Genomic DNA, 22,302 nt, shown 5'->3' with positions numbered 1-22,302 from the left:
AATAAAAATCACTCGAACTGACGTTTTGCACTTATTGCAATGTATTCCATTTTTTTATTCTTTTTAAAATGGTGCAGCTGTATCTTTTGGTCCATCTGGTAAGCTCCAACGTTGTCGCGCTGTAACGTTTTCTAATGCAACATCTTTAATGGTGTTACTACTGATATTTCCGAAGCTACTAGTGCTACCACGAGGAATTTGCATTTGATCTCCGTATAACCAAACTACCAAGTTACTACGTTGTCCGCTAGTAATTGGATGTGTAGCATGTGGCACATTACCTCTGTGAAGGATTGCTTTTCCTGGTTCAAAAATGGTTTGCACTGTTTTTCCGGAAGCTTTATCATAGAAATCAACTTCAGATCCTGTAAATACTTCATCAGGTAAGTTAATATTAATATTTAAAGTAGCTGCTGAAGCATCTGTGTGTACATGTAAATCTTTATCCTTATCTGGATTATATTGAATTGAAAAACCAAATGTTTGGTTATCGTAGCCATAAGTACCAAGCAACAAACGTGCAATTGGACGGATAAAACGATCCATCATGTCGTTATAAAAGGCTTGGAAACTTGGTGCAGCTAAATGACCTTCAGAACGCTCATCTAACATCATTCCATAACGATTTAATTGAATACCATAAGGTGCACGTTTAGGGATTTCAGAATTTACTGCATCTTCTAAATACTTACGGAATTCCGCTAAGCGTTCTATATCAAAAAATTGTGCTACATAAACACCTGGAATAATTTCTTCCCATAAATCGGCAACAGCATTTTCTTTTTCTGGGTTTTCCCAAGCGTCATTTATTGCTTTTCGCAATTTTGGATCAAGCAGCGATTCATCAGGAATTAGTAAATTGTCTTTGCTTTCCATTTCCCATGTTGCCCATGCTTCTTCCAATAATTTTCTGTTGCTATTCCAAAAATGAGATACAGAAGGTTCACGTTTTAATGAAGCTTCACGAGTTGGTTGTGTAAGTGCACGTGCTTGTTCTAGTGCATTTGTATTTGTTATTGTTTTCATGATTTATTTTTTCTTAATAATAAATTATTTACAATACAAAGATATTTTAGACACCACCATTTTATGTGGTAGAAAACAAAGTGGTATTAGTAAAAAAAGAGGTTTCTTATAAAAAACTAAGCTAAAAACTAGTTCAAACTCGCTTTAAAAGCACTTAAACTTGTGCCTTTATAGACTTGAAAGGTTTTGTTTAAATGACTAGAATCTGTAAAACCGAGTTCTGCAGCAATTTCAGAATATTGCAAATCGGTATACTTCAACCTTGTTTCTACTAATTTTAATTTATAATTAATGATGTATTTTTTTAACGACACATCGGTATGTTTTTTAAAATATTCGCTGATGTAATTATCTGCCATATGAAATTCTTCAGCCAAACTTTTAGTGGATAATACTTCAGAATTATAAATATTAGAATGAATATAATTGATGATTTGTTGAATTTTTGAAGACCTTACTTCCTTTACCGAATCTGAAGTATTTATAAACTGAATATTTCTCGCAATAAGATGCAAAATAACAGACAATGAATTTTCAATAATAAAAATATCGAAAGACTGTTTGTTTAAATATTCGGTAGCTACCATATTAATTAAGGATACTAAATGTGATCTGTCTGCATCGGTTTCGAATTGCATTTCACGAAGTTCGTGACTTTCGCTATTTAAGATTTCTTCAATTTTTCGAAACCAATCGTTTACTGGAAGATTCGAATTTTGCGAACTTGTTTTTCTAAAAAAACTCTTTAAAAACTTTATAGCTACTGTAGTTGTAGCCGATTCTGCATTAACGATATAAATATCATCTGGAATAAAAACAAAGACACTATTTGGTTTGTAATTTACCGTTTTACCATTAATTTTTATGGTTCCTGTACCTTTTTCAAAATAAAGAATTTCGAAAAAACGAATGGTAGTATATTTACAAAATTCAAAAAATGTTTGGTCTTTGTATTGCTCAATGACAATGTTTTCGATAATCGTTCTTGGCATGTAAATCTTTTTTTAAAGGTACTAAATATTTAAAATAGAAGAAGCCACAACATGGTGACTTCTTCTTGCTATTAATCAATAATTAGGGATTCAATTATGAATTTGTTTTTTCATAATTATTTGACTTTAAAATCTCCGTTACTACGGATGTAAATCAGAGCTTCTTGATCTGTAGTAATAATAGATTTAGAATCTTCTTCGACTCCAAAATAAGATCCAGACGTTAATTCCTTTTTATCTTCTTTTTTAGAAAACTGGTGTGAAATTCCACCAGAAATAACTACAGCTCTAAAATTCGGACTTAAATTTTTAATTTTTCCTTTAAAACCAGCTGGTAGTTTTAAAAGTGTAGCACGTAATTGATTTTTTTCGTGACTTCCCCATAAAAAAGCAGTTTCTACATTACTTTTTTCTGAAACCCATTCTATATCCTTAGCGTTTAACCATACTAAATTGGTTTTATCTACATTAATTGGTCGTTCACCATTATCAAAAGCTTCGTCTGTTGGTTGTACCAAATATGGTCCTTCTTGTATATCTAAAAATGCTATATTTTCTTCACCATCTGCTGCAGTAATATGTGCTTCTCCTGCTGGTTGCTGCCAATAAGATCCAGCTGGTAGCCATTGCTTTTCGGCCTGTTCATCATCATTATGCAATAAACCTTTAATTACCACTCCGCGATATGTGATATTATGAATGTGTGCTGGCGAAGAAAACCCTTTATTGAATTTTACTAAAAAACCTGCTGGTTCGTTTTTGGTTCTGTCTCCCCAAAGTTTTCCTGCTGCTGGACTTTTATCGCCTCGTAACGGATTTAACCAACCCCATTCTACAGTATCTGCAGTTACTACTTCGTTTACAGATTTAATATTGTCTGTTGTTGGTGTTTGTGCATTGGTAAAAATACCTGCTATTAGTGCTAATGCGAATAAGATGTTTTTTTTCATGACATTAAATTTTAGGAGAAATACGAATTATATTTCAGTGAATAATTCACTTTCTGGCAATCTAGATTTTGGTGTTTTATCTGTGGAATTAAAGTCAGAATCTGCTCTGTAACCTATAGAAACAGCAACTAAAGCTGTAAAACCTTTTTCTCTTAAACCAAATTCTTCATCTAATGCTTTTACATCAATACCTTCCATTGGAGTAGCATCAATACCTAAACTAGCAACACCTAATAAAAAGCTTCCTATGTTTAAGTAAACTTGTTTTTCCATCCAGTGTTGTTGGTCTTTTAAATCGTATTTGTGAATCCCTGCAAAAGCTTTAACAGCTCCTAGGAATCCATTTTTTATATCTTGATTTGGAAATCTTCCATTTTTATCTTCAGTATCAGCAATATGTTGGTAATACGCATCATCTGCATCAATTTTTGAACAGAATAAAACGACTGCTGAAGCATTGGTTACTTTAGGCTCATTAAAATGAAAGAAACCTTGAGTTCCTTTTGCTATACGCGCTTTACCTTCTGTAGTTTCCGCAACTATAAAATGCCAAGGTTGCAAGTTTACACTTGATGGGCTCATTCTTAATAAGTTTTTGACTTCTGCCATATCTGCTTCAGATATTTTTTTTGTTGGGTCAAATTCTTTAGTTGTGTATCTCCAGTTTAATGTTTCAGATAAATTCATTTCTATATTTTTTATTAAGTTGATTATTAATTATACTATAAAAAGTATAGTGCAAATGTAATTGTAGTATCTATTTCTCACAATAACGGTCAAAAAGGATAGTATAAAATATTACACTAAAAAAAATTGTAAACCCAACAAAATCGATACTTTTAGCCGAATGTTAAATTTACTATAAAAAGTATAGTTGTATAAATAAATATAGTATTTTATCTTTGCCAAAGATTTAATACTTAAAAAATAATTATGTATACGTTTAAAGGAAAGGAATATCCATGTTGTGCCAGTTTAACCATGGGAATTATTGGAGGAAAATGGAAAACGGTAATTATTTTTCATTTAATTGATACAACACTTCGATATAATGAATTAAGAAAAGAAATGCCAACAGTTACAGAGCGTACATTGAGTTTACAATTAAAAACTTTAGAAGAAGATGGTATTGTAAAAAGAAAAGTATATACTTCTAAACCACCTTTAAAGGTAGAATATTCGTTAACCGATTTTGGTAAAACTTTAATTCCTGTAGTTCAATCTATTGCAGATTGGGGTGTTTATGCTGTTTCTGAACAAAGATAATTAAGTTTATCAGCTTAGTTTAAAAAAAACAATTGATTAAAAGTGTATTAAACATATCAAAGATTAATTGTAAATTGACAAAAACAAATTTTTCTACTAAGTAAATATTTATCTTATGTAGTATATTCCCTTCTTATACTAATGCTAAAAATTAAACTACATTTTTTTGATATTCTGTTCGTTATTGCTTTATCAATTGCAGTTGGTATGAGCGTAATAATGGAAAAAAGTCAATTGCTTTACATTTGCCCAGTAGTTATTGTTACAATATTTTTAAAATATATTAGTGTTGTTAAAAAAAATACGGATCCATTATTTTTATTAGCTCTAGCAGCTTTATTTTGTATTAATTTTTTAACATTTTATTCTTTTCATGATTATTTTGGAGAAATATCTTTGTTAACTTCATTATATTTAATCTTATATACATTTTCATTAAAAAAATATTTAATACAAAGTAAATTAAAGTCTTTGTTGTCAATATCATCTGTAATTGGTGGTTTTTTAGTAGCTTACATAAGCTATTCTGTTATAGAACTTTTATTAGATAAAATCCCCAACAATAGTCAAATTTACATGTTTATTTGTGCTATTTGTGTTTTAATTTACACAGTCACTTTTGCAATTGTGTATCTTAATAATAATTATAAAAACGGAACTATTTTACTTACATCAGGACTATTCTCGTTGTTTCAAATTGGATTATCTCCAATAAATGAATACCTTTTTTACAACCAAACTTTTACGGTAATGATTATTATTTGCCATTTTATGGCTATTTATTTGTTCATGAAATTTATTTCTGAAACTAAACCTGTAGATCCTAAAAACATTAAAAAGCAATATTTTTAAATAGAAAAAAGGATAACTTTTACATTACCCTTTTTTCATGTTACTAATCAATCAACCAAAATCAAGCGTAACTAATTCATTTCTATAATACCTACAACTTCATAAGCTCTGGTACCATCTATTTGTACTTTTTCGTATAATATATTAGCGTATTCATAATACGTTTCGTCGTTTATAACAACTTTTTCATAATCATCTGGTAACTCATAAACAATAGTACCAACTTCTGGATCTACTACTTCATATTGGTTATTTATTTGAATATAAAATATACCATGAGCATTGTAATAATTATGGTTATTATAACGAACTCTTTTATAGTTTACAGGTAAAGTTTTAATCCTAAAACCAACCTTTGGAGCTATTACAATGTAACGACCTCTAGATTGTGTGTAATACTTATTATTAGCATAGTAATAGTTTTGTCCTCTATGCGTTACAACTGTTTTATTTTGTACATTTCTAACCGAAACTACTTTACGTTTTGGTGTTTTATAAGTCACTTTTGTACTTGGTACACGCTTAGCAACTGTACGTTTAGTTGTAGTTGTTGTAACTTTGTTATTACTAGTACTTCTTCTAGTTTGTGCTTCTGTTTGTGCTGCAAATGCTACCAACAATACTGTTGGTAATATGTATGCTTTTATAAGTGTTTTCATAATTTAAAAATTTAATAGTTCAACTTTATTTTGCTATTAATACTAAGACGTTTATTAGTATTAATAGTTTAAAAGTATCTGAATTATTTCTGTTAAAAAATGAAAGTTGACAGCTAGCTATATTATATCTATCAATCCGATTATTTTTTATAGATGAGATTGTTTTATAAGGTAAAATTCCTGAAAATTAATGCAAAGAATTAGTATTAATATACTCTAAAAACTTAGGTTTACTTAGTTGATTTTTATTGATAAAGAGATAGTTGCACTAAAAATAAACTAACTAAGATTAAATATAATTTCATATTTTAAGGTGTTTTAATTTTACACTTCAAAGGTGAAACTATATGCTATCTTATTATAAAGTGATAGACGTTTGAGGGTTTTGACTATACGAAATCGGGAAATCTATCGACGAGAATTTTGACTTTTTTAAAAATTAACACTTTTTAAGAATTACGTATTGCTTTCTGCCCTACTTTTGTAGACTTAAAAATAATTATCAAGAATCTCTAAAAGGAGATAGCAACCTGCAATAACGAGCAAGGTGCTAAATAGATAAGCCAATTAATTGGAACAAATGTTAACTCATCTTTCTTATTTTTTGATTGCTATTTCCTTTTTAAAATGAAAAAGAAAAATGGCAAGTCCACAACAAATTACTCCAAAATTCACAGCTTTAATTCCGCTATTCGTATTTGTTTTTACGTTTTTAGGTGTTGGAATTTATCAAAACGACTTTTATGCACTTCCTGCTCCAATTGCAGTTATAGTAGGTATTATAGTCGCATTTTTAATGTTTAGACAATCAATTAATTCTAAAATTGAAACGCTTTTAAAAGGTTGTGGAGATGATAAGATTTTAACCATGTGTTTAATCTATTTATTAGCAGGTGCTTTTGCTACCATAACAAAAGCTACAGGAAGTGTTGACGCTATTGTGAATTTAGGGTTAGACTTTATTGCCATACAATACATTTACTTTGGTGTGTTTGTAATTGCTGCATTTTTATCGGTTTCTACAGGAACTTCGGTTGGCGCAATTGTAGCTTTAGCACCTATTGTTATTGGTTTTGCAGACAAAAGCAGTGTAGATTTAGCAATACTTTGTGGCGCACTTTTAGGCGGAAGTATGTTTGGTGATAACTTATCTGTGATATCAGACACTACCATTGCAGCAACCCAATCGCTAGGCTGTAAAATGAGCGATAAATTTAAGCAGAACATTAAAATAGCGTTACCAGCAGCTTTATTTACTATTGCTATACTAATTATTCAAGGTTTAGAATTAGAAACTAATGTTGAAGACGCTACGGTCTACACCTATTCTATTGTTAAAATATTACCTTATTTATTGGTAATAATATTATCTATAATTGGTGTGAATGTCTTTGTAACTTTACTTTTAGGTGTTATTGCTGGTGGACTTTTAGGAATTATTTATGGCGATTTCACACTTATTGAATCTACAAAACTAGCTTACACTGGTTTTACAAGCATGACCGAAATATTTTTACTATCGCTATTAACTGGTGGTTTAGCTGCTTTGGTCTCTAAAAACGGAGGAATAGACTACATATTAAAACATATTAAAAAGCTTATAAAAAACAAAACCTCTGCACAATTAGGAATTGCTTCTCTGGTTGGTACTATAAACATGGCAATTGCCAATAATACAGTATCAATAATTATTGCTGGTCCAATTGCTAAAACGATTAACGATGAGTATGGCTTAGACAATAAAAAAACAGCTTCAATTTTAGATATTTTTGCTTGTATTGTACAAGGTATTTTACCTTATGGAGCACAAGTTTTAATGATTTTAAGCTTCTCTAATGGTAAGTTAGATTACTTAGATTTAGTATCTAATACTTGGTATTTATTACTATTATTTATTTATACAATATTATTTATATCATTTAAACCTTTACTTCTAAAAATTAAGCATAAATAATTGTAAATCAAAATCTTATATAAATTTAAAAAAAGCATCTAAAAATTAATTTTAAGATGCTTTTTTTACTTGTTATTTATTGGCTTTAAGCCTTTGGATAATCTGTGTAACCTTCAGTTCCTGTGGTGTAAAATGTGTCTTTATCCCAATCTGCTAATTCAATATTTTTTTCAAAACGCTCTACTAAATCTGGATTAGAAATAAATGGTTTTCCGTAAGCAACTAAATCGGCATTACCAGCTTCTAAAACTTGGTTTCCTTTGTCTTGATCAAAATCGGTATTAATCATTAATGTTCCGTTGTATAATGGTCTAAAATGTTTTGCAATTTCTGTGACAGCAAAAGGTACTTCAGAGACATCTGTAAAAGGTTCAGATAAATGAATATAGGCTAAATTGTAATCGTTTAACTTTTTAATAATGTATTCAAACGTAGGAATAGTTTCTTCATCTACTGTAATTCCAGACATACCATGTAACGACGGATTAAAACGTGCTCCTATTTTTTCCTGCAGAATCACTTCCTTCATAGCATCTAAAACTTCGAAAAAGAAACGTGCTCTATTTTCAATCGAACCTCCATATTCATCGGTTCGCTCATTAGAACAAGCATTAAAAAATTGCTGAAATAAATATCCGTTAGACGAGTGTATTTCTACACCATCAAAACCAGCTTCTACCGCATTTGCTGCTGCTTTTTGAAAATCTTTAACCGTTTGTTTAATCTCTTCAATAGTCATTGCTTTGGGTGTCACTGTATCCTTAAAACCATCTGGTGTAAACGATTTAGCATTAGGATTTATGGCTGAAGCAGAAACTGGTAAATCACCATCATGAAAATCTGGATGAGACATACGTCCAACATGCCATAACTGTATAAATATTTTTCCGCCTTTATTGTGTACACGTTTAGTGACTTTTTTCCAACCCTCTACTTGTGCTTCTGTATGGATTCCTGGTGTATTTATATAACCAACAGCTTGTTTAGATACTTGTGATCCTTCTGTGATTATTAATCCAGCCGATGCACGTTGCTCGTAGTATAAACCTTGTAAATCGTCTGTTGGTACTTTACCATCATTATCAGCACGACTACGTGTCATTGGTGCCATAACTACTCTATTATTAAGTGTAATATTCTTTTTGTAAGGTGTTAAAAGGTGTTGTTTGCTCATAGTAATTTTGATGTGTTTTATTACAAAATTATAATACAACTATTTTATTGACGATAATTTTTCAAAAGTTTAACGCAGTTATAAAAAAGATTTTTCAATTTTAAATGTAGTAAGTTCATTTATAAATTAATCAAACACTATGATTTCTCTTATAAATGAAATACATATAATACATTAAAAAACAATGTATTATATCAAAATTTGAATTCTTAATTTTAAAAAATAGTATATTGCATATCAAACACTATTAGTTTATGATTGCTCCAGAAAAATACATTAAAGAAGCAGAACGGTTAACAGAATTAAAATCCTATAATATACTTGACACTTTACCTGATCAGGATTATGATGGTTTAACTAAAATCGCTGCCCAAATATGTGAGGTACCAATTGCGTTAATCAGTCTTGTAGATGACAACAGACAATGGTTTAAATCCAGTTATGGTTTGGACGCAACCGAAACGCCTAGAGACGTATCCTTTTGTGGTCACGCCATAAACGATAAAAATAATACGCTAATTGTTGAAGATGCTAGAAAAGACGAACGCTTTTTTGATAACCCTTTAGTTATTGGTGGACCAGAAGTAATTTTTTATACAGGAGTACCCTTAAAATCTTCAAACGGTTTGCCATTAGGTACTTTGTGTGTTATTGACTCTAAACCAAGAGTTTTGTCAGACAGTCAAAACGAAGCACTAAAAGCTTTATCTAAGCAAGTCATAAACCTTTTAGCATTAAGAAAAAAGAACTTAAAACTAAAAGACTTAAACACACAATTAGAAGAAAAAAATTTTGATTTAGAGCAATTTGCGTATGCTGCTTCTCATGATCTAAAATCTCCATTATCAAATATATCTAATTTGGCAGGAATGTTTTTAGCTGATTATAAAAATAAGATTGACTCCAACGGAGTTGATATTATTGAACTTATTTTAAAATCTACAGAACAATCTTATAAATTTCTAGATCGTTTAATGGAATACAGTACTAAGCTAGACCAACTTGAAGACGTTAAAGAAGATGTTACCATTACAGCCTTTAAAAAAGACATTTTAGAGTATTACGCAAATGATCCAATATTAGACCTTACCTTTACCTCTACTTTAAATAAATTACACATTAACACTGTTATTATTGGTCAAATTTTAACTAACCTTATCAATAATGCCGAAAAATATACAGATAAACCAACAGTAAAAGTTAATGTTGATATTTCTGAAACAGAAACTCATTACAAGTTTATTGTAAGCGATAACGGACCAGGCATTAAAGAAGAATACCTAGAAAAAATCTTTAAAATATTTATCAAGCTATCTAAGACAGACAAATACGGTAATGAAGGTTCTGGTTTAGGATTACCCATTGTTAGTAAGCTAGTTAGCAAATCAGGAGGCACAATTAAAGCGAGTTCTACAATTGGTGAAGGTTCCTCATTTCTATTTACAATTCTAAAATAATTACTCTTAATTTACACATTCATCTTAGTTGTTAATTTTATAAATAGTTAACATATTTTGCTAAAATATAAACCTATGTTAAAAAAAAGAATGAACATTCATTTTTATGTATATTTGCATGAGAATTTAAACATAAATGGCAAAACTTCAAAAAAGTATAGATAAACGTAACGCATTGGTAAAAGCGACAATCGAGTTGGTAAACAACAACGGTTTTCATGCGACACCAATGAGTAAAATAGCTAAAATGGCAAATGTCTCACCTGCTACTATCTATATATATTTTGAAAATAAACAAGATTTAGTAAATAAGACTTACGTCGAAGTGAAAGCCGAATACACTAAATATGCATTCGCAACTTATAACGAAACCATGCCTGTTGAAGCTGGCTTTAGATTAATTTGGAATCGTATTGCGGACTTTAAACTTAAAGAGTGTGAAAATGCTATGTTTTTAGCACAATGTGATAACACACCAATGATTGATGAGCTAAGTAGACAGGAAGGTATTAAACACCTGCAACCACTACTCGACCTTTGGGAACGTGGCAGACAAGAAGGTATTATTAAACCGTTATCTGATTATTTACTGTATGCTTATGCCATAAATCCACTATCGTTTTTAATGATTACGCAAAAACGTGGTGTTTTTACATTAGATAAAGCACATTTAGAAGAAGCCTATCAATCTGCATGGAGCAGTATTAAAGTATGTCAATAGCATGAAAAAAACAGCAATTATATTAGGTGCATCAGGATTAACAGGTGGTTTATTATTAGACCAATTGATTAATGATGAGCGTTACGAAAGCATCAAGCTATTTTCACGTTCAAAACTTGAAGGCTTACCAAATAAAGTCACACAATACATTGGTGATTTATTAGAATTAGAACAGTTTAAAAGCGATTTTACTGGAGACCAAGTCTTCTGTTGTATTGGTACCACTAAAGCTAAAACACCAAATAAAGACTTGTACAAAAAGATAGATTATGGTATACCTGTTTCTGCTGCAAAATTAGCTAAAACTAATGGTATTGAGACGTTTTTAGTCATTTCGGCATTAGGTGCTAATTCAAAAAGCAGCGTGTTTTACAATAAAATCAAAGGCGAAATGGAACGTGATGTTTTAAAACAAGACATTAAGAAAACGTTCATTTTTCAACCGTCATTAATTGGTGGTGATCGAAAAGAAAGTCGCACATTAGAAACTATTGGCAAAGTAGTATTTAAAGTTATACAGCCTTTATTCTTCGGGAAACTAAAAAAATATAAAATTACAGATCCTGAAAATATGGCTCAAGCAATGATAAATCTAGCTAATAGCAAAAATTATTCTGAAGTCATTATTAATTCAAACGATATAAAAAGAATCACAAAAAACAACTAATTATAAATATGGAATTACTAGACAAATTAAATTGGAGATATGCTGCTAAAGCAATGAATGGTAAAATAGTACCAGAAGATAAAGTACAACGCATTTTAGAAGCTGCACGCTTAGCTCCTACATCATCTGGATTACAACCTTTTGAAATTTTTGTTGTAAAAAACCAAGACATTAAAGAGCAAATTAAACCAATTGCTTGGAACCAATCTGTAATTACAGACTGTTCTCACCTTTTAGTATTTGCTGCTTGGGACCATTACACACCAGAGCGTATTAACTATATGTTTGATTTAACTAATGATATTCGTGGGTTTAAAAACGAAGGTTGGGAAAATTACCGACAAATGTTATTAAGCATGTATCCACAAAAGGATCCAGAAGACAATTTTAACCACGCTGCAAAACAAGCCTACATTGCTTTTACTGAAGCTTTAACTGCTGCAGCTTTTGAAGGTGTAGACGCAACACCTTTAGAAGGTTTTGAGCCAGACGCTGTAGATAAAATTTTAGGATTACGTGAAAAAGGATTACGTAGTGCTGTTATGTTACCTATTGGATATAGAAAAGAAGATGAAGACTGGTTAGTAAATCTTGTAAAGGTTAGAAGACCTATGGATGAGATTGTAACTGTAATTGAATAAATGAAAAAGAATATGAAAACGATACAATTAAAAAGTAGACCCGAAGGAAAACCTACACTTTCAAATTTTGAATTTGTAGAAGAAGATAAAACATTAACAATAACTGAAGGTGAGATTTTATTAGAAGCTGCTTATGTTTCTGTAGATCCTTATTTAAGAGGACGAATGAGCGATGCAAAATCTTACGTTGAACCTTTTAAGTTAAACGAGCCAGTTCATTCTGGTGTTGTGGCTAAAGTTACAGCGTCTAAAAACGATAAATTTCAAGTTGGAGATTACGTTTCTGGTATGCTAAATTGGTCGACACAGCAAGTGTCTAATGGCGAAGGATTAAATAAAGTAGATCCAGAAAAAGCACCTTTAAGTACTTATTTAGGTGTTTTAGGTATGACAGGTTTAACTGCCTATTTAGGCTTAACCGAAATAGGGAAACCTAATAAAGGCGAAACCATTGTAGTGTCTGGAGCTGCAGGAGCAGTTGGTAGTGTTGTTGGACAAATAGCTAAAATTCTAGGCTTACGTGTTATTGGTATTGCTGGTACAGATGAGAAAATCGAGATGCTAAAAAGTAAATTTGGTTTTGATGAAGGTATCAATTACAACACCACAAAAGATATGAAATCTGCCATTGCAGAAGCTGCGCCAAATGGTGTAGACGTGTATTTTGATAATGTTGGAGGACCAATTTCTGATGCTGTTTTATTCAGTATTAATCAATTTGCAAGAATTATAATTTGTGGTGCCATTTCGGTTTATAACGAAACTGAATTACCTAAAAGCATAAGCGTACAACCATTTTTAGTAAAAAACAGTGCGTTAATGCAAGGTTTTATAGTTAGTAATTATGCCGAAAAATTCCCAGAGGCCATCCAAAAATTATCAGGTTGGTTAGCTGAAGACAAATTAACTTATACCGAAACTATCGTTGATGGTTTTGATAATATTCCTCAAGCTTTTATCGATTTATTTGAAGGTAAAAACAAAGGAAAAATGATTGTAAAAATATAACAACCAAAAAAAGAAAAAGAAGATGAACAATTTTGATTTTAAAAATCCTACAAAAATTATTTTTGGAAAGGATACTATAGAAAAAGTAAAAGAAGAAATTCCTAAAGATGCTAAAGTATTATTGCTTTATGGAGGCGGAAGTATCAAGAAAAACGGAATTTACGACCAAGTAAAAACCGCTTTAGCAGACATTGATGTCACTGAGTTTGGAGGTATTCCTGCAAATCCAGAATACGCTAAACTAATGGAAGCTTTAAAAGTTATAAAAGATGAAAGTATTACGTATTTACTAGCAGTTGGTGGTGGATCTGTAATTGACGGAACTAAATTTTTGTCTGCAGCAGCAGTTTACGATGGTGATACACCTTGGGATATTTTAACCAAAAATATTAGAACAGAAAAAGGCATGCCTTTCGGTACTGTTTTAACATTACCAGCAACAGGATCTGAAATGAATTCTGGAGCAGTAATCACACGTGAAGAAACTAAAGAAAAACTTGCAATGGGTGGACCTGGTTTATTCCCTGAGTTCTCTATTTTAGATCCGCAAGTAATTACGTCTATTCCAGAACGTCAATTAGCAAATGGTTTAACCGATGCGTTTACACACGTTTTAGAACAATACATGACGTATCCAATTGGTGCCTTATTACAAGACCGTTTTGCCGAGAGTATATTACAAACATTAATAGAAGTGGCACCAACGGTTTTAAAAGACCCAACAGATTATAAAGCAGCTTCTAACTTTATGTGGAGTTGTACTATGGCTTTAAATGGGTTAATACAAAAAGGTGTACCAACCGATTGGGCAGTACACGCAATTGGTCACGAATTAACTGCATTATTTGGTATAGATCACGCACGTACTTTAGCAGTTATAGCACCAAGTCATTACAAGTTTAATTTTGAATCTAAAAAGGAAAAATTAGCGCAATATGGTGAACGCGTTTGGAATATAACTGAAGGGAGTACAGACGACAAAGCCTATGCTGCAATTGAAAAAACAGTTGCTTTTTTCCACAAATTAGGTATTGATACGAAGCTTTCAGATTATACTAAAGATTACGAAGGAACCGCAGAAAAAATTTCTGAACGTTTTACAAATCGTGGTTGGACTGGATTAGGTGAACACCAAAGTTTATCTCCAGATAAAGTAGAAGAAATAGTAAAAATGGCTTACTAATAAGCCTTTTTAATTGTCATGATGAATGCAGTCGTAATGCTATAATAGCAAAAATTCTAAGGTTTTCGACTGTATTCAGAATGATGATATTTGATTTTTAAATCATTCATTATAAATGAAATTATTAAAAACAATAGCTTTAACGCTAACAATAATTACAGCTTCAAGTTGTAAAGAGAACACAAACAACACAACTTCTGAAACCGTTTCAGGAGATAAAATAGAAACCAAAAAAGAAAAAGAAATGAACGTATTATTTGTATTAACATCTCATGATAAATTAGGAGATACAGGGAAAAAAACAGGATTTTGGGTTGAAGAATTCGCAAATCCTTATTACACTTTATTAGACAAAGGTGCTAAAATTACTATTGCAACACCAAATGGAGGTGCTGCACCAATAGATCCAAGTAGTGATTCACCAGATGCTGCAACAGAAGATACTGAGCGTTACAATAAAGATGAAGAAACTAAAGCATTAATTGCAAATACACACAAGTTAGCTGATTTAAAAGCAGACGATTTTGATGCTGTATTTTATCCTGGAGGTCATGGACCATTATGGGATTTAGCAAACGATGAAACGTCAATTGCTTTAATTGAAAAATTTAATACTCAAGAGAAGCCTGTAGCATTTGTATGCCACGCTCCTGCTGCATTAAAAGGTGTTAAAGGAACAGATGGAGAACCATTAGTAAAAGGTAAAAAAGTAACAGGATTTACAAATTCTGAAGAAGCTGCTGTTGGTTTAACAGATGTTGTACCATTTTTAGTGGAAGACATGTTAAATGAAAACGGTGGAATCTACTCTAAAAAAGAAGATTGGGCAGCTTACGCTATCCAAGATGGTAATTTAATTACTGGACAAAACCCAGCATCCTCTGAGTTAGTTGCTGAAAAGTTATTAGAAAGCTTAAAATAAGCTAAATTTTATAGTATAAAAAAGGGGTAACCATTTGGTTACCCCCTTTTTTTGTTAGTTATAGTTTTATGAATGTCACAGTTTATTTTATAACTTTAATTTATCAAATCCTATTTTATAGATATTTCCATAACCATTTAATGGACTATTAGATAGTGCTTTCAATGTTTTTACATGGTCTATTTTATTGTTATTAAGTGGTTTTCTTTCACTTGTAAAATAAAAATTATTTGATTTCCAATCTACAAATGGACAATAATCTAATTTATCAGAGTTTACAGTTTTGCCTAAGTTTTTGGATGCTGTCCATTGCCCTAAACTGTCTTTACGACTGATATACAAATCGCCTCCACCTAAACCATCAGATCTTCCAAAAGAACTAAAAATAAGTATGTTTTCTTCAGGATTTATATAAGCATTAAATTCAAAAGCAGTGGTATTTATTGCTTCAGGTAATGGTTTTGGAGCTTGAAATTTACCATCTTTAAATTCAGACATAAAAATATCTTCTCTACCTATACCAGACGCTTTGGTTGCTGTAAAATATAAATTTCCATTATGACTTAACGATGGATAATACTCATCGGTTTTAGTATTAATAATAGAATCTAAAGCAACTGGATTAGACCAACCATTGTTTACACGATTGCTATACCAAATATTATAATCGTTTCTTGTAGTGTCATTATAAATTGGTCTGTTTGATGCAAAATACAACCGGTTTCCGTTGTTGCTGTAAAAAGGTTCTATATCTTGATATTTACCTGATATATTTAATATTTGTGGCTCAGTCCAAACTCCCTCCTCTTTAGTCAGGTATACTAAACATCTTTTATTTTGTTTGTAATCTCCTAAAGTATAAATAAGCTCATTGCCTTGTGGTGATATTGCCAAATCCCTTTCGTATAATGGTGTAGAAATAACGTGTTCGCCAAACAATGTTAATTGATTAGCAGTTGTTGTAATGTTTACAGTATTTGTTACTGGTATGTCTTTCTTTTTAGTCTTTGTCTGGCAGTTAAACAGAATAAAATTTAATAAGAGGATGGTAATGTATTTTATTTTGGACACTATTTTTTGATGTTTTGTTAGTTTAAGCTTGGTTGATTGTTTACTTTATAAGAGTATTAACGGTATTAATTTAAATTCTAGTAAAGCAACTTTTATTTAGAGCGTCATAACACATTATCTCTATTTTTATATAATTTAATAGCCTTAGCATATGATACTCCTCCGGAAACTGTCATGTTGGTTATAAATCTAATTTGTTCTGGGTGATGTTTTTTAACCCAACTTAACAATTCACTTTTATTTTTATCCCAAGTCTGGTAATCAAAATTTAAATAATCTGTTTTAATACTTGCTATTTTATTGTTTTGAAAACTAAAGGTTTGATTCATTACAAATGGTTTTTCATGTAGAAAAGCAATCCGCTTACCCATCTTTGAAATTTTAGCTTTAACAATGTCATTATCTTTTGTAATTGTTACAACTTTATAGTTGGGTTTAAAAACAGAATCCCACTTTAAAACCTCAAAATATTCTTTTTTAGAATATGTATTTTTATGTTCTCCTTCTATAGTAATAATAGTATCTGCAATTAATTTTGATATTTTAGAGTAGTTTGAATTGTTAATACTTTTAAAGTATTGTTTAGCAATCTCTACTTTGTCAATTTCATTTTGAGGGTTTTTACAGGATAGCATTCCTATTGTAAATAGCAATAAAAGGATTATGTTTTTGTTCATTTGTTATCAGGTTTTGTGAAATATTATTTTGTGTATCACTACTAACTGCGGTAAATTATATTAATATAGGTTGACTTATTTTTAGATTACATTATTAAAAATTAAGCTGGTCTTTCAGGAATGTAAACAACCTTTACTTCTACTTCATTTCCGTAGGTTACTAATATGGAACATAATACAGACACATTTTCTCCGTTATGGGTTGCAGGTTTCATATTAGGCATTTTTCTTAGTACTCTTAATATTTCTGCTTGAACGTTTACTTCAGAATCTCGTACTTTCATACCAGTTAGAGTTCCGTTTTCGTTGATTATAAAAAATGCTTCTACTTGTTTTGGTTCTGATAGATTTAAATCTTTAGTTATACTTAGGTTAAACTCTTGCTTAATAAATGTTGATATTTTATTATTAAAACAGTCTCTTGTTTGTGTTACAGATAAAGCTTCACACCCATTATATATTGGTACAACTTCTACATCTTTTAATAGTATGCTATTGTCGGTAGTAAAAGTTGCTAACCCGTCATCATGAGAGACAATGCTGCATAGACTTGCTAAGGCCTGCTCCTCTTGTTTTGTTATATTACCTTGTGCCATCACTTGTTCTTGAACCGCATTTATTTTTGTTATTAAATCACTTTCTGTGGTTTTTATTGTGTTGGTTTCTTCCTTACAAGACACGCTTAATAAAATAATACAAATGATTAAAAAGCTTATTGCATTTTGGAATTCCAATGTTGTGTTACTATAGAGTTTGTGTATCATAAGTTTTTGTTTTTATTACTTGTTGCTAATGGTTTTGTGTATGATTTAGTTATGTGTTTAAGTTAGTAAATAAAAATTAAATAGAAAATCTGAAGGATTTTTGTAAATCAATTAGGTCTATGCCAATTAAATAGTCACATTTGAACGTTATGCGCTTAACTAATTAAGTTGCTAATTACGATTAGTGCTAACTGACTTTATGCTATTATGCTTTAAACCTATTATAAGCATACTATAACTATACTATAAATACGTTTTAACTATGCTATAACCACGCTATAACCTATATTGAAACATCTTGCAAACCCCTTGTAAACAGCTGCATAACAGCTGTTTTGTGTTGTTTTTGATTTTATAGCAAAAAAAGCAGGGATTATTACTTTGAATTGTATGACATTGTGTTAATTAAAAGCGTTGTAAACACAATGGTTCTTGTTGGATAATTTATGAACGCTTAGTAGCCAAAGGAAAGGGAAAAAGTTAGTAATAAACTTTTAACAGAAGCTTTTGTTATATCAAAATCAGGACTTAGTTATGATAATAATTACAGAAGTGTTTTATTAAACAATTAATGCGTTTTTACTTGATTTTTACCTTAGTACTTTGTTGATAACAGGTTTTATTTTTCTAAAGTATTATACTTTTCTATGATATAGAGGATGTTTTTTTGAGTTCCATCTAGTAAGTCAAACTCTTTTAAAATATCGGAATTGTCATTTAATAATAGTCTTATTCTCGAGTGTGATTCTTTTTTATTATTAAATCCACCAAAATCCGTCAATCTAATTTCGGAATTGTCTTTTGAAGTATAAAAAATCACACCATCAATTAATTGATATACTTTTATTTTACCATCAATTATCATTTTTACAAACCATTTGCCATAAACAGTTTTTATAATGCATTGCCCGTCTACACCTTTTAGAGATTTTATTGTTTCAACTTCTTTCGGATTTAGTAATTTCTTATTTCCATTAGTATCTTTGATTTTAAATCTAACTTTTGAAGGATTTAAAAAACTGCTAGCTCGTGTAATCTTTCCATATATAGTATCTCCATCTTTGGTAACTACATATTCCTTTTCTTGAGCAATACATAATGTTATAAGGAACAGAAAAAAGGGTAAAATAATTGCTTTCAATTTATACGTTATCTTTTTTTTAATTATTGCCAACGTGTTTGTATAAGAATAGTAAGGGATTAAAATGTAATTACTTTTCGATTTAGCACTTAGCCAAATTTATAATTTTACTATTATTTTCTTTTAACTGTCAAATTGTAAATTTGGTGGACTTTGTTAATACGCACTAATTTTAGGTTTAGCACTTAACCCTTATTATTTTTATACCTTGTTGGTAGCCGTTTTTTATTCGAACGCTTTTTTTATTTCGCTTTCTGCTGTATAAGGCATATTATCTTGTTCGTATTTTTTCGTATTTGCTACAATTGTTTTCAATGAATTTACTTTCGACTCTTTATAGTAAGGTAAACCGTATGTTGATAACCCTTCTACAGCTTGAAAAAAATAATCTTTTAGGTTGGTACAAAAAAAGAAAAATTTGTCAATTACATATTTTTCTAATTCGTATGATGTATAAACTTTTCCATTTTGAACATTCCAATATTTTAAAAGCCTTACTAATTTTCTTATTTGATAATTATTGTCTCTATTCTTATCATTAAGGTTTTTTCTCATTGCATTTGGGTAAGAGTTTATCCAAGTTGAATAGCTTGAAGCTGGTGCTGGAATATGATAAGTTCCCCAAGTTTGATATGCTGGAACTAATTCAAATTTAATGTGACTTAATTCAAGCACTATTGTAGGTGAAGATTGATAAATTTCATTCGATGAATATTTCGCTTCAGCAAATCTTTTTAGTCTATTCATAAGGGTTTGAGGTGTCCAGTCAGAACCATCTGTAAAACTTACCATATAATCTATATCCGAATTAGCATCTTTACTTCTTCTTAATATTGTTTTTCGGTCATATGAACCGAAAACAAACTTACTTTCTATATTGTCAAAATAATTATCAAGTTTAGTTGATAAGGTTCTTATTGAAGTGTCAATTGCTGTTCTCTCCCAATCTGCTATTGTTACAGTACTGGATAATTCAGTTAGGTATGATAATACGGACATTTAAAATTTGGCTTTTATAGATTTAATAATGTTGTCGGTTCTATCTTCATTTGATGATTTTGAAAGTTTGTAAAACCAATCTGGAATTTTTTCAGGAACAGTTCTTTCACTGTATATAATATCTTGAATTTGTCTTAGGATACTTTCATCTGGTATTTCTCCATTTATAGAGTATTTATCAAGTATTTCGTCTATTTGCCCAAGAGTTTCATTTTTAGAGTTAATATGATTTTTTAATGAAAGGCTATTTTGAACTGCATAAATTAGAAAAGATAGTGAAGGTGCTATAAGCAAAAGAATATCATAGAACCCAATGTTTTTAGAAATAAAGAATGCTATAAAAAGTCCGTAATAGGTTACTAAAAGAATTATTAAAAAAGTCACATATCTTTTTCTTAATTTCAGCTCCCAAGAGAAGTTTATTCTTTGACAAAGAATAATAGCAATTGGTTTAGGAAGTGAAGAATCTACTTCTAATGAATACCAGTTTGATAAATCATTACCCTCATAATTATTAGCAAGGTCAATTTGAGTATCAGAGTTTACTTTGTTTTTACAAAGTATGTCATTCCAAGGCATCTCGAATAATTCAGTGTCAAATTGTTCTTGAATTTTAGCTCCTTGTTCTGTTTTTTTCTTTCTATAATTTTCGGTAACCAAATAAATTATTGTCCATAAAACTCCAAAAGCACCTAAATAATTAACAATGTCCTTATTTAGTATTCCAATTATTGGTAAGATGATTGCCATTAGTACACTTATTACATCAAATAATTGATATACTTTACATTGACTATATGCTACTCTTTGAGCTTTTAAATACTCAATAAATTTACTTTCGTTTTGTTTTTGTATGATTCTGTTCATTTTTCAAATGGCTACCAACTGTTTATATAACAACTACTATGGTTGTTTTTGGGGTTATATTTCCCGTTATGACAACTTTTAGTAACTTATATTAAATAAGTTTCATATTTATTATAGTTGTATTATTAAAGGCTAAATTACAATAATGCACTTGCAAGTACAATACGTATAACTACGTATTTTTATTTAGAAGCAGACCTATTACTTTTATACGGTTTTGGTAATTGTACGTTTTAAAATGTATTTAATTTGTAGTCTAACTATTTCTGAAAAGTACATTATGTAGTTAATGCCTGTAAATATAACAATGTTTTTAAAGCAATTTATGATCGATTAGTAGCCAAAGGGAAGAGCAAAAAATTAGCATTAATAGCGGTTTGTAATACCCTATTAAAACAAGCTTTTGCAATAGCAAAATCAGGACTAACTTATGATAATAGTTATAGAAGTGTTTTATTGAAAAATTAATGCGTTTTTACTTGTTTTTTACCACAGTACTTTGTTGTAGCACGTTTTTTATTTATTCAAGTGTTTTTTTTCTTTCTCTGATTAACAGAAAACTCGCAATTATAATAATACTTATTCCGATTGTTAATAATCCATATTTAAATAATCCAGTTAGAAAGAACGCAGGGAAGCTACCATAACGACATCTTTCCGATTTTTGAACTAGTTCAGCTATTATATTAGAATTCTCTAATAGGAAATAAAAGACGATACATAGTAAACTAATTGCATAAAGTCTCGCAATTCTTAAATTTCGTTTATTCATTAAATCGAGTAATCATTAACATTATATTCCACAGTGCGAATAAATCGCGTCCTTTTTTGGTAATAAAAACAGTTTCATTACCTAGAGAATCTATTATTAATAATTCTCTCTCGTTTTTTTTGTTAAACCTTTTAGGTTTTAATTTTTCGGATTCTGCCTTGTCAAAGTATTCCTTCCGATTTTTTGAATCCACATCTTTAATCCGATCTAATTCAATTGAGTGAAATTCAGTTCCATTATAACCGAGGATCATTTTTGTTCCAATTCCAGTCCAGTTTTTTTTAGAATCTTTAAATATCAAGATAATTTTTCCAGTATCTTTTTCACTAAAGTTCGATAAATAATGACCTTGTTCATCTAGAGTCAAGTTTTCAAAGAAAAAGGTGCTATTTTTATTTGGGATATCATGTTGAGAAGCTCTCCACCTAATTCTATTTTCAATAAACTCTAATGTTTTGGACATAGTTGTATTATACTGATATAGGTTGACTCTTTTTAGTTAATATTTAGACGTTCAAAAGTTTTTTTTAGCCGTTTAG

General features: G+C 30.2%; 23 protein-coding genes, 1 pseudogene and 1 riboswitch. Of the genes and pseudogenes, 11 read left to right on the top strand and 13 right to left on the bottom strand.

From position 1 onward, the window contains the following. Positions 1 to 63: 63 nt before the first annotated feature. From ITB9_RS02545 to ITB9_RS02530, 4 genes are all read right to left on the bottom strand, one after another. On the bottom strand, positions 64 to 1,026 hold the full coding sequence (locus tag ITB9_RS02545; protein ID WP_054851002.1) for a hypothetical protein: 963 nt from the start codon (positions 1,024 to 1,026) through the stop codon (positions 64 to 66). 128 nt (positions 1,027 to 1,154) lie between these two features. Further along, the gene (locus ITB9_RS02540) at positions 1,155 to 2,018 is read right to left on the bottom strand and encodes an AraC family transcriptional regulator (RefSeq protein WP_054851001.1); all 864 of its coding nucleotides are present in this window, start codon (positions 2,016 to 2,018) and stop codon (positions 1,155 to 1,157) included. Between the two features lie 116 nt (positions 2,019 to 2,134). Then, positions 2,135 to 2,968 carry a DUF4437 domain-containing protein gene (locus ITB9_RS02535; protein ID WP_054851000.1) on the bottom strand — a complete coding sequence of 278 codons (834 nt, stop codon included), beginning with the start codon at positions 2,966 to 2,968 and terminating at the stop codon, positions 2,135 to 2,137. Positions 2,969 to 2,995: 27 nt separating this feature from the next. After that, a complete protein-coding gene (locus ITB9_RS02530; RefSeq protein WP_054850999.1) occupies positions 2,996 to 3,655 on the bottom strand; it encodes an oxygen-insensitive NAD(P)H-dependent nitroreductase NfsB in 660 nt (219 codons plus the stop codon). 246 nt (positions 3,656 to 3,901) lie between these two features. On the opposite strand from ITB9_RS02530, the gene ITB9_RS02525 reads away from it, so the two are divergent. Together ITB9_RS02525 and ITB9_RS02520 are read left to right on the top strand one after the other, a co-directional pair. Next, entirely contained in the window at positions 3,902 to 4,234 is a 333-nt protein-coding gene (locus ITB9_RS02525) for a helix-turn-helix domain-containing protein (RefSeq protein ID WP_054850998.1), read from the top strand. Positions 4,235 to 4,375: 141 nt separating this feature from the next. Continuing rightward, positions 4,376 to 5,086, top strand: a complete 711-nt coding sequence (locus ITB9_RS02520) for a hypothetical protein (protein WP_054850997.1) — start codon at positions 4,376 to 4,378, stop codon at positions 5,084 to 5,086. Between the two features lie 71 nt (positions 5,087 to 5,157). Here ITB9_RS02520 and ITB9_RS02515 read toward each other — a convergent pair whose 3' ends face one another. After that, positions 5,158 to 5,745 (bottom strand): DUF6515 family protein, encoded by a 588-nt coding sequence (locus ITB9_RS02515; RefSeq protein ID WP_054850996.1) that lies wholly within the window; start codon positions 5,743 to 5,745, stop codon positions 5,158 to 5,160. Positions 5,746 to 6,239: 494 nt separating this feature from the next. Then, positions 6,240 to 6,336: riboswitch (SAM-I-IV-variant riboswitch) on the top strand. A 49-nt stretch (positions 6,337 to 6,385) separates the two neighbouring features. On the opposite strand from ITB9_RS02515, the gene ITB9_RS02510 reads away from it, so the two are divergent. Next, positions 6,386 to 7,699, top strand: a complete 1,314-nt coding sequence (locus tag ITB9_RS02510) for a Na+/H+ antiporter NhaC family protein (protein ID WP_054850995.1) — start codon at positions 6,386 to 6,388, stop codon at positions 7,697 to 7,699. A gap of 85 nt (positions 7,700 to 7,784) precedes the next feature. Here ITB9_RS02510 and ITB9_RS02505 read toward each other — a convergent pair whose 3' ends face one another. Continuing rightward, positions 7,785 to 8,873, bottom strand: a complete 1,089-nt coding sequence (locus ITB9_RS02505) for an alkene reductase (protein ID WP_054850994.1) — start codon at positions 8,871 to 8,873, stop codon at positions 7,785 to 7,787. Positions 8,874 to 9,127: 254 nt separating this feature from the next. On the opposite strand from ITB9_RS02505, the gene ITB9_RS02500 reads away from it, so the two are divergent. The 7 genes from ITB9_RS02500 (at position 9,128) to ITB9_RS02470 (ending at position 15,472) form a co-directional block, all read left to right on the top strand. Continuing rightward, on the top strand, positions 9,128 to 10,330 hold the full coding sequence (locus ITB9_RS02500) for an ATP-binding protein (protein ID WP_054850993.1): 1,203 nt from the start codon (positions 9,128 to 9,130) through the stop codon (positions 10,328 to 10,330). Positions 10,331 to 10,466: 136 nt separating this feature from the next. Then, positions 10,467 to 11,051 (top strand): TetR/AcrR family transcriptional regulator, encoded by a 585-nt coding sequence (locus tag ITB9_RS02495; RefSeq protein WP_054850992.1) that lies wholly within the window; start codon positions 10,467 to 10,469, stop codon positions 11,049 to 11,051. A 1-nt stretch (position 11,052) separates the two neighbouring features. Beyond that, entirely contained in the window at positions 11,053 to 11,718 is a 666-nt protein-coding gene (locus ITB9_RS02490) for an NAD(P)H-binding protein (protein WP_054850991.1), read from the top strand. 8 nt (positions 11,719 to 11,726) lie between these two features. Then, positions 11,727 to 12,359, top strand: coding sequence for an NAD(P)H-dependent oxidoreductase (locus ITB9_RS02485; RefSeq protein ID WP_054850990.1), 633 nt, complete (start codon positions 11,727 to 11,729; stop codon positions 12,357 to 12,359). Between the two features lie 12 nt (positions 12,360 to 12,371). Beyond that, on the top strand, positions 12,372 to 13,367 hold the full coding sequence (locus ITB9_RS02480) for an NADP-dependent oxidoreductase (RefSeq protein ID WP_054851010.1): 996 nt from the start codon (positions 12,372 to 12,374) through the stop codon (positions 13,365 to 13,367). 22 nt (positions 13,368 to 13,389) lie between these two features. Next, positions 13,390 to 14,550, top strand: coding sequence for an iron-containing alcohol dehydrogenase (locus tag ITB9_RS02475; protein WP_054850989.1), 1,161 nt, complete (start codon positions 13,390 to 13,392; stop codon positions 14,548 to 14,550). A 115-nt stretch (positions 14,551 to 14,665) separates the two neighbouring features. Next, complete coding sequence (locus tag ITB9_RS02470) at positions 14,666 to 15,472, top strand: type 1 glutamine amidotransferase domain-containing protein (RefSeq protein WP_028290531.1); 807 nt, start codon at positions 14,666 to 14,668, stop codon at positions 15,470 to 15,472. 87 nt (positions 15,473 to 15,559) lie between these two features. On the opposite strand, the gene ITB9_RS02465 is transcribed toward ITB9_RS02470, so the two are convergent. The 6 genes from ITB9_RS02465 to ITB9_RS02440 all read right to left on the bottom strand — a co-directional run bounded on the left by ITB9_RS02465 (position 15,560) and on the right by ITB9_RS02440 (position 20,991). Then, entirely contained in the window at positions 15,560 to 16,543 is a 984-nt protein-coding gene (locus ITB9_RS02465; RefSeq protein WP_261975541.1) for an exo-alpha-sialidase, read from the bottom strand. 104 nt (positions 16,544 to 16,647) lie between these two features. Continuing rightward, positions 16,648 to 17,220: a hypothetical protein gene (locus ITB9_RS02460; protein WP_148638333.1), complete on the bottom strand. Its 573-nt coding sequence runs from the start codon at positions 17,218 to 17,220 to the stop codon at positions 16,648 to 16,650. A 101-nt stretch (positions 17,221 to 17,321) separates the two neighbouring features. Continuing rightward, positions 17,322 to 17,984 carry a hypothetical protein gene (locus tag ITB9_RS02455; protein WP_054850987.1) on the bottom strand — a complete coding sequence of 221 codons (663 nt, stop codon included), beginning with the start codon at positions 17,982 to 17,984 and terminating at the stop codon, positions 17,322 to 17,324. 619 nt (positions 17,985 to 18,603) lie between these two features. Further along, positions 18,604 to 19,125, bottom strand: a complete 522-nt coding sequence (locus tag ITB9_RS02450) for a hypothetical protein (protein ID WP_148638331.1) — start codon at positions 19,123 to 19,125, stop codon at positions 18,604 to 18,606. A 225-nt stretch (positions 19,126 to 19,350) separates the two neighbouring features. Then, on the bottom strand, positions 19,351 to 20,124 hold the full coding sequence (locus ITB9_RS02445; RefSeq protein WP_148638329.1) for a nucleotidyltransferase: 774 nt from the start codon (positions 20,122 to 20,124) through the stop codon (positions 19,351 to 19,353). Continuing rightward, positions 20,125 to 20,991, bottom strand: coding sequence for an S-4TM family putative pore-forming effector (locus ITB9_RS02440; RefSeq protein ID WP_054850985.1), 867 nt, complete (start codon positions 20,989 to 20,991; stop codon positions 20,125 to 20,127). A 288-nt stretch (positions 20,992 to 21,279) separates the two neighbouring features. Between ITB9_RS02440 and ITB9_RS15775 the strand changes: the two are divergent. After that, positions 21,280 to 21,459: pseudogene (locus ITB9_RS15775) on the top strand (IS110 family transposase); the annotation flags it as partial. Between the two features lie 296 nt (positions 21,460 to 21,755). Here ITB9_RS15775 and ITB9_RS02430 read toward each other — a convergent pair. Then, positions 21,756 to 22,226 carry a hypothetical protein gene (locus ITB9_RS02430; protein ID WP_054850983.1) on the bottom strand — a complete coding sequence of 157 codons (471 nt, stop codon included), beginning with the start codon at positions 22,224 to 22,226 and terminating at the stop codon, positions 21,756 to 21,758. Positions 22,227 to 22,302 lie beyond the last annotated feature (76 nt).

The sequence above is a fragment of the Olleya sp. ITB9 genome (assembly GCF_001315805.1).
Classification (GTDB): domain Bacteria; phylum Bacteroidota; class Bacteroidia; order Flavobacteriales; family Flavobacteriaceae; genus Olleya; species Olleya sediminilitoris.
The sequence above is the reverse complement of the archived record's forward strand: the minus strand, read 5'-3'. Positions and strand labels throughout refer to the sequence as shown.

Coding starts and splice junctions, on each gene's coding strand:
- ITB9_RS02505 (WP_054850994.1), bottom strand. CDS start 8,873: ATGAGCAAACAACACCTTTTAACACCTTACAAAAAGAATATTACACTT.
- ITB9_RS02530 (WP_054850999.1), bottom strand. CDS start 3,655: ATGAATTTATCTGAAACATTAAACTGGAGATACACAACTAAAGAATTT.
- ITB9_RS02445 (WP_148638329.1), bottom strand. CDS start 20,124: ATGTCCGTATTATCATACCTAACTGAATTATCCAGTACTGTAACAATA.
- ITB9_RS02470 (WP_028290531.1), top strand. CDS start 14,666: ATGAAATTATTAAAAACAATAGCTTTAACGCTAACAATAATTACAGCT.
- ITB9_RS02495 (WP_054850992.1), top strand. CDS start 10,467: ATGGCAAAACTTCAAAAAAGTATAGATAAACGTAACGCATTGGTAAAA.
- ITB9_RS02540 (WP_054851001.1), bottom strand. CDS start 2,018: ATGCCAAGAACGATTATCGAAAACATTGTCATTGAGCAATACAAAGAC.
- ITB9_RS02480 (WP_054851010.1), top strand. CDS start 12,372: ATGAAAACGATACAATTAAAAAGTAGACCCGAAGGAAAACCTACACTT.
- ITB9_RS02535 (WP_054851000.1), bottom strand. CDS start 2,968: ATGAAAAAAAACATCTTATTCGCATTAGCACTAATAGCAGGTATTTTT.
- ITB9_RS02490 (WP_054850991.1), top strand. CDS start 11,053: ATGAAAAAAACAGCAATTATATTAGGTGCATCAGGATTAACAGGTGGT.
- ITB9_RS02545 (WP_054851002.1), bottom strand. CDS start 1,026: ATGAAAACAATAACAAATACAAATGCACTAGAACAAGCACGTGCACTT.
- ITB9_RS02500 (WP_054850993.1), top strand. CDS start 9,128: ATGATTGCTCCAGAAAAATACATTAAAGAAGCAGAACGGTTAACAGAA.
- ITB9_RS02515 (WP_054850996.1), bottom strand. CDS start 5,745: ATGAAAACACTTATAAAAGCATACATATTACCAACAGTATTGTTGGTA.
- ITB9_RS02485 (WP_054850990.1), top strand. CDS start 11,727: ATGGAATTACTAGACAAATTAAATTGGAGATATGCTGCTAAAGCAATG.
- ITB9_RS02455 (WP_054850987.1), bottom strand. CDS start 17,984: ATGATACACAAACTCTATAGTAACACAACATTGGAATTCCAAAATGCA.
- ITB9_RS02430 (WP_054850983.1), bottom strand. CDS start 22,226: ATGTCCAAAACATTAGAGTTTATTGAAAATAGAATTAGGTGGAGAGCT.
- ITB9_RS02520 (WP_054850997.1), top strand. CDS start 4,376: ATGCTAAAAATTAAACTACATTTTTTTGATATTCTGTTCGTTATTGCT.
- ITB9_RS02510 (WP_054850995.1), top strand. CDS start 6,386: ATGGCAAGTCCACAACAAATTACTCCAAAATTCACAGCTTTAATTCCG.
- ITB9_RS02440 (WP_054850985.1), bottom strand. CDS start 20,991: ATGAACAGAATCATACAAAAACAAAACGAAAGTAAATTTATTGAGTAT.
- ITB9_RS02475 (WP_054850989.1), top strand. CDS start 13,390: ATGAACAATTTTGATTTTAAAAATCCTACAAAAATTATTTTTGGAAAG.
- ITB9_RS02460 (WP_148638333.1), bottom strand. CDS start 17,220: ATGAACAAAAACATAATCCTTTTATTGCTATTTACAATAGGAATGCTA.
- ITB9_RS02525 (WP_054850998.1), top strand. CDS start 3,902: ATGTATACGTTTAAAGGAAAGGAATATCCATGTTGTGCCAGTTTAACC.